The sequence below is a fragment of the uncultured Gimesia sp. genome, assembly GCF_937919775.1.
GTDB lineage: Bacteria > Planctomycetota > Planctomycetia > Planctomycetales > Planctomycetaceae > Gimesia.
Map to the genome: position 1 here is coordinate 1 of NZ_CALFPF010000080.1, position 6896 is coordinate 6896.

General features: G+C 51.0%; 5 protein-coding genes and 1 tRNA gene. All 6 read left to right on the forward strand.

All coding sequences use genetic code 11. The features are described from left to right. The first annotated feature begins 254 nt into the window (after nucleotides 1–254). Nucleotides 255–611 (forward strand): STAS domain-containing protein, encoded by a 357-nt coding sequence (locus Q0294_RS02110; RefSeq protein WP_002647021.1) that lies wholly within the window; start codon nucleotides 255–257, stop codon nucleotides 609–611. Between the two features lie 146 nt (nucleotides 612–757). Further along, entirely contained in the window at nucleotides 758–1255 is a 498-nt protein-coding gene (locus Q0294_RS02115; protein ID WP_299460426.1) for an ATP-binding protein, read from the forward strand. 156 nt (nucleotides 1256–1411) lie between these two features. Next, nucleotides 1412–1484 (forward strand) — tRNA-Asn (locus Q0294_RS02120). Nucleotides 1485–1681: 197 nt separating this feature from the next. After that, nucleotides 1682–3160: a sulfatase gene (locus tag Q0294_RS02125; RefSeq protein WP_299460429.1), complete on the forward strand. Its 1479-nt coding sequence runs from the start codon at nucleotides 1682–1684 to the stop codon at nucleotides 3158–3160. A gap of 69 nt (nucleotides 3161–3229) precedes the next feature. Further along, entirely contained in the window at nucleotides 3230–5212 is a 1983-nt protein-coding gene (locus tag Q0294_RS02130) for a sulfatase (RefSeq protein WP_299460432.1), read from the forward strand. 9 nt (nucleotides 5213–5221) lie between these two features. After that, nucleotides 5222–6424: a serine hydrolase domain-containing protein gene (locus tag Q0294_RS02135; protein WP_299460434.1), complete on the forward strand. Its 1203-nt coding sequence runs from the start codon at nucleotides 5222–5224 to the stop codon at nucleotides 6422–6424. Nucleotides 6425–6896 lie beyond the last annotated feature (472 nt).

Below are 6896 nucleotides of genomic sequence, written 5' to 3' on the forward strand. Positions count from 1 at the left end.
GTGATGATCATGACTTACAGCGGACTTGTCGTCCTGATTCAAATTGATGTTAGCCTAATGGGAATATCTGTTTAGATAATTTCTTTTTTAGACAAGACGGCTATAATCTGTTACTTTTAATCAATTCGTTTTTTATGATCGATTCCGATCGGGCCAGGCAGTCGTAGCGACTTTAGATCAACGATAATGCGTTCAGAGGGAATGCATGTGCCAACGTCGGATTTTGTTTTTTTAGAAGAGGGTGGGCTGGAATTATGGCAGCTGGTCACCGTCGTGTTGACATCGAAGAAGTCTCAGATGTCACCATAGCAAAATTTATTGACAAGAAAATTCTTGATGAAGGAAACATCCAGATCATCGGGACTCAATTATTCGGACTTGTTGATGAAGATGGACGCAAAAAGATTATTCTGGACTTTTCCAATGTGGAATACCTTTCGAGTGCTGCACTCGGAAAGCTGATCACGTTGGATAAAAAAGTGAAAAAGGCAAAGGGTAAATTGAAACTTTGTTCGATTCGTCCTGATATCTATGAAGTTTTCGCCATTACGCGACTGAATCAACTTTTTGATATCGCAGAAACACAAGAGGCGGCTCTCGAAGGGTTTTAGCGTTGGCTCGGTAATTGCAACGTCGACCTGTGTGCGATACGGATTACCGTTCCTTCAAAACGCTGATTGAGAACAAATATTGTCAGATATTTAAGTAAGGGGAAAGCGAATTCGTTTTTCCCGGCATATTCGAGGAATATGTTTAAATGTCTCTAAATAGTAACTGGACAAACACCAGAAATCGTGTGCTGGCCAAATTCATGTCATCGGACGAATACTTTGAAGTAACGATTCCCAGCGATACCTCGGAAGGTCAGGCTGTACAAGCCAGAATTGTCGAGGCTCTCGAGGTACGTGAATATCCGGATCGCGATGTCTTTGCCGTGCGTTTGGCGCTCGAAGAGGCACTCGTCAACGCCATCAAACATGGCAATCGCATGTCCCCGGACAAGAATGTGGACATCAAATGCTGGCTCAGTGACGAACGGGTACGCATCGAGATCCAGGATGAAGGCGAAGGATTTGACCGTACTCATGTACCCGATCCCACCTTACTGGAAAACCTCGAACGCCCCTGCGGACGTGGGATTATGCTGATGGGAGCGTTTATGAATCTCATCGAATACAACGAGCAGGGCAACAAAGTCATCCTGGAAAAGATCAAAGGGGTTTCTCCCAAACAGCCGGGTTCCGAAGATGAGTGATCCAAAATAGTTACGACCCCCCTCTCCCTTCCAGATTTCTTGGAAATTTTGTCAGAACACAAGTGGTTCGTGATTATCTTCGGTTGACTTCATACATTTCTCGCAATATGTTATACGCACAATGTGGTTGAGAGTTCTCTTTTACCACTTTCTTATTCCTCGATAGCTCAATCGGTAGAGCGAGCGGCTGTTAACCGCTAGGTTGTAGGTTCGAGTCCTACTCGAGGAGCTTCTCTTTTGGGAGCGAGCTTTTTGCTCTCCACCAGATTAAAATAACGCCGCGGGCATTTGCTCTCGGCGTTATCGCATTTCTGCTTCGAGTTGCGATGGAACTTGCAAATACTCTGTGACTTCTGTGTATTTAAGCTGCAACGAGCCGGCTCATTAGCGGCAGCATTCATACTCTAACCAACGGGAACTGAAATCATGGCGCGCGTGATTCTTCTATCCATATTGGCACTTTTGTGTACTGCAGGACCGGTGACGGCCGCCGAGCGGCCCAATATTGTGCTCATTTTTATCGACGATATGGGCTGGAAGGATGTCGGCTGTTATGGCAACGATTTCGTAGACACGCCGCGCATTGATCAACTTGCTAAAGAGGGGATGCGATTCACCGATTTTTATGCCGCCGGTGCTGTCTGTTCGCCCACGCGGTGCGCTTTGCAGGCCGGACAGAATCAGGCGCGCATCGGCATTACCGATTTTATTCCCGGACACTGGCGACCGTTTGAACGTGTGATTACCCCACAGCCAACGATGGCTTTGCCCCTCGATACGGTCACGGTTGCAGAATCGCTGAAGGCTGCCGGCTACGAGACCGGATATATCGGCAAGTGGCATCTGGGAAACGGGCCTCAATTTCAGCCGGATCGGCAGGGCTACGATTTTGCGGCTGTCATCGGGGGACCGCATCTGCCCGGAAAGTATCGGGTTCAGGGACGCTCAGATTTGAAACCGAAGTCGGGCCAGTATCGAACCGACTTTGAAGCCGATCTGAGTATCGATTTCATTCGCAGCAACAAACAGAAACCGTTCTTTCTGATGCTCTCTCCTTTCGCCGTGCATATTCCGCTGGGAGCCATGTCCGAAAAAGTCGAGAAGTATCGGCAGAAGTCCGCCAGCCTGAATCGCGAATTTCCGCACCCGGTGTATGCTGCGATGATCGAACATTGTGACGACATGGTCGGCCGGATTGTCGATGCCATCGAAGCTGAAGGAATGACGGAGAATACGATGGTGGTCTTTACATCCGACAACGGCGGCTTATATCGCCGCTATGACTACCGTGAAGAAGCGGATGACAATGTCTCGAGCCTCGTTCCACTCAAGGGCGAGAAAGGATCGCTGCACGAAGGGGGCGTTCGCGTTCCGTTGATCATTAAGTATCCACCGCTCGTGAAAGCGGGAACCGTCTGTGCAGAGCCGACGATTACGTACGACTTCTATCCCACTTTTGTCGAACTGGCTGGGGGTTCGCTCCCGAAAAATCAGACGATCGATGGCGAGAGTCTGGTTCCATTACTCTCTAACCCGGACGCAACACTGAAACGGAGCGCGCTCTACTGGCACTACCCGCACTACCACCACGACCGACCGGCCAGCAGTATTCGCGAGGGGGACTGGAAGCTGATCGAGTACCTCGATGGGACCGGCGATGTGGAGTTGTATCAAATCAGCAACGACATCGGCGAAACGAAAAACCTGGCGAGTGAGAAAAAAGGGCGTGTCGCAGACTTGAAGCAGAAGCTCAAGGTATGGCGGCAGGATGTCAATGCCCGGATGCCGATTCCCAATCCAAGTTACGATCCGGAGCGTGCCGCCGAATGGTGGAACACAGGCAGCGGCAAGCCGGTCGACAGTGACAGACGCAAACGTTTTCCGCCGACGGAAAAAGATTTGTAAACCGGACACCTACTTTACCGTTAAGAGAACCATCGAATCAATGTCGCTCTTGTTTGGATCATTTACATAATGAAAATGAATCTCTTGAAATCGATTGCCTGTCTGATCTTTTTATTTTCTGTCCAGGTGTTGGCATTCGCGAACGCACCTTCCAGACCGAATGTGGTACTGTTTCTGGTCGACGATATGGGCTGGATGGACAGTTCGGTTTACGGTTCGAAGTATTATGAAACGCCCAACATGGAACGGCTGGCGAAACAGTCGATGCGGTTTACGAACGCGTATGCCGTACCCCTCTGTTCGCCGACACGCGCTTCGATTTTGAGCGGACAGTATTCCGCTCGGCACGGCATCACGAGTGCAACAGGACATCTTCCGCCGCAGCCTGAAGAGGCAGCCCGCTATCCGGCCAAGACATCCCCCAACAAAAAATTCATTTATCCCGAAAGTAAAAACTACCTCGATCCGAAACTGATCACGCTGGCCGAAGTTCTCCGCGATGCCGGTTATCGGACGGGGCACTTCGGCAAGTGGCATCTCGGAGCAATGCCGCAACACTGGCCTGACAAGCAGGGCTTCGAAACGATCTGGCATTGTGCTCCCGATCCGGGGCCGCCGAGTTACTTTTCTCCTTACGGCGTGCATGCGGACGGTCGCCCGGCCGGGAGGTATAAAGTCGGCAACATCACCGACGGTCCCGAGGGAGAACACATTACCGACCGGCTGACCGACGAAGCACTCCGGTTCATCGAGAAAAATCAGAAAGAACCCTTCTATCTGAATCTCTGGCAATACTCGGTTCACGGACCGTGGCAGCATAAAGAGCAATACACGGCCCGGTATGCCAGGAAAACAGACCCGCGCGGCGAACAACGCAATCCCGTGATGGGATCGATGCTGCAGAACGTGGATGAAAGCCTGGGACGCATTCTGGACAAGCTCGACGAATTGCATCTGACTGACAAAACGCTGTTCATCTTCTATTCGGATAACGGCGGCAATACGCACAGTTGGGACAAGGATGACCGGAAGCTACAGAACGTGACCGCGAAACATCCGTTGTACAACACGATCCAAAGCTACCGGAAATGGGCGGGGACAGAGCCACCCACCAACAATGCGCCGTTGCGTGAAGGCAAAGGGCGGATCTACGAAGGGGGACAGCGCGTGCCACTGATGGTTCGCTGGCCGAAGCACATCGAGGCCGGTTCGATTTCCGATACGGTGGTCGGACCCATCGATATGTATCCGACGATTCTGGACGTCGTGAAAGTGGACAAACCGGATAATCACATTCTGGACGGTGTTTCTTTTCTGCCGGTATTACTGCAACAGGGAACGCTGGAACGCAAAGCGCTCTTCATCTGGTTCCCGCATCTGATTCCGGCCACTTCTGTCCGAGCGGGAGATTTTAAACTGATCCGGCGCTGGGAGCCGCATCCGAATTACCCGGACCTGTATGAACTTTACAATCTGAAAGAAGACATCGGCGAGACGACAAACCTGGCAGCCATCATGCCGGATAAAGTCAAAGAGCTCGACGCGCTGATCAATGAATTTGAGAAAGAGACCGGGGCGATCACACCGAAACCCAACCCCGATTTTAAACCGAATGTACAAAACACGCTGAGACCGGCACGCGATCCCGCGACGGGGCTTGTTCCCAAAATGTGCAAGCTCACACTCGTGAAAGGTGCCGCGCGAATTGAAGCCGATGGCCGCACGCCGTTTCTCGGAACCGCCCAGGTTAAACTGGAGGGACCGCTGACTTTAAAACTCCGTATCCGCAGCACCGCTGGCGGCACGGGCAAAGTGCAATGGAAGACGGCAGATCAGGAGACGTTTCCACGCACGGGCCAGATCGTTGAGTATGCCTTTAAAGGGAGCGAAGAGTGGCAGGATGTTGAGCTGAAGCTCCCTGTTGAAGGCAAAACAGGGATCGTGCGGCTCTATGTTCCCGCGGACGCCTCTCCGGTAGAATTTCAGTCAATCCGATTTTCCGGCAAAGGGGCCGGCGAAAAAAGCTGGTCTTTTGAAAGTGTTCAACCATGAAAAAAAACAATGCAAATCCTGCTTGGTCTGCTTCTCTTGCTCGCAGTGACGGTGTCTGCGAGAGCAGAGGATTCGCCGCCTCCTCAGGTACGTTTCCCATTTAAGCTGACGGAAGAAGCGCGTGATGCGATTCGCTCGGAGATTCGGGCGGTGATCAATGAAGGGTATTATCCGGGGATCTCGGTGCTGCTGATTCATCGCGGCAAAGTCATCATGCGGGAAGCGCACGGCGTCGTTAACATTGAAACCAAAGATCCTTTTACCGTGGATCAACTCTGCTGGCTGGCTTCCACCGGCAAACTGTTTACCGCGACCTTGATGGCGTCTCTGGTGGATGACGGTCTAATAACGTTTGATGATCCGATCGCGAAGACATTTCCCGAGTTTGCCGAGATTCGGTTGGCCGATGGTTCAAAACCGAAGCAGCCGGTCCGTTTGCGCCATGTTCTCAGTCATACATCGGGGATTCCGAATGACGGCTGGCTCAAGGCGAATAAAAACCTCGATAAAACCAGCCCGGAACTGAAAGACTATGTCTTTCCCCAGACGCATCAGGATTTCGTGGATGGCTGCCTGAAACTGGGGCTGGTCGCTGAGCCCGGGACACAGATGATGTATGGTCGCCCCATTGATCTTTCTGCCTGCGTGGCGGAGAAAATTACCGGGAAAACCTTTGTCGAACTGATGCAGGAGCGCGTCTTCAAGCCGCTCAATTTGAAGAATACCACCATTCAGCCGACGCCAGCAGAACTGAAACGACTGGCACCCCTGTATCAATCGAACAAAGCAGGCGTGTTTGAACCGGATACTTTTGGTCTGGAAGTGGCCGAGCGTCAGAACAAACGATTCTCCACAGCTGGCGGCGGCGTCTATTCGACCCTCGACGATATCGGCACACTGATGCAGTTGCACCTGAGCGATGGTGTTCACAACGGGAAACAGTTAATCGATGGAAAGGTATTGCAGCAACTCTACCTGACACAGCCGGGAACCAACGGCCGCTACGCGCTCGCCTTTCAGTATAAAGCAAACCATGTATACGGTCCTTCGGGTATGTTATCACATCCCGGTTACTCGGGTCCGGTCGCCTGGATTGACTTTCAACGGGATCTGGTAGGGGTGCTGCTGATGCAGAGTAATACCATAAACCGAACAAAGCACCATGATCGTATTATCGATACGATCATTCGCCTCATTCCGGTAGAACTATAGCCGCGTTGAACGTCTTTGAATAACACAGAAACCGTTTTTCATTCCTGGTCACGTCCTGGTCGCGTGTTTTACGTTGGTTGTGTTTTGTCACCGCTGAGTCGGGGTATAGAATCCAAATGGAGCCATGGGTGGCTGGGGGTATATGGTGGCTTGTGTTTGGAATGGTTAAGTGAAAAAAGGGCGCGTAAGGTGTTTTTGGGTGATTGTTCTGGGGTTTCCTGTCAGCGAGACTTCTGTAAAATCACGAAAATACCAGGTTCTCCCAGATTTTCGTGATGAAATTCCAGAAAAGCAGTTGCTTTATTTCGAGATTTTCAATACTAAACGCTTATGGCTATAAGAGTTATCAAGAAACAAAGTTCAGAATATTTCCCATAACTGCCTCTCAACTGTCATTGAAAAACTGTAGGGAAAGACCATGTCGAGAAAAGGAATTATTTTGGCAGGAGGGTCTGGTACCCGGCTGCATCCT

Coding starts and splice junctions, on each gene's coding strand:
- Q0294_RS02110 (WP_002647021.1), top strand. CDS start 255: ATGGCAGCTGGTCACCGTCGTGTTGACATCGAAGAAGTCTCAGATGTC.
- Q0294_RS02115 (WP_299460426.1), top strand. CDS start 758: ATGTCTCTAAATAGTAACTGGACAAACACCAGAAATCGTGTGCTGGCC.
- Q0294_RS02125 (WP_299460429.1), top strand. CDS start 1,682: ATGGCGCGCGTGATTCTTCTATCCATATTGGCACTTTTGTGTACTGCA.
- Q0294_RS02130 (WP_299460432.1), top strand. CDS start 3,230: ATGAAAATGAATCTCTTGAAATCGATTGCCTGTCTGATCTTTTTATTT.
- Q0294_RS02135 (WP_299460434.1), top strand. CDS start 5,222: ATGCAAATCCTGCTTGGTCTGCTTCTCTTGCTCGCAGTGACGGTGTCT.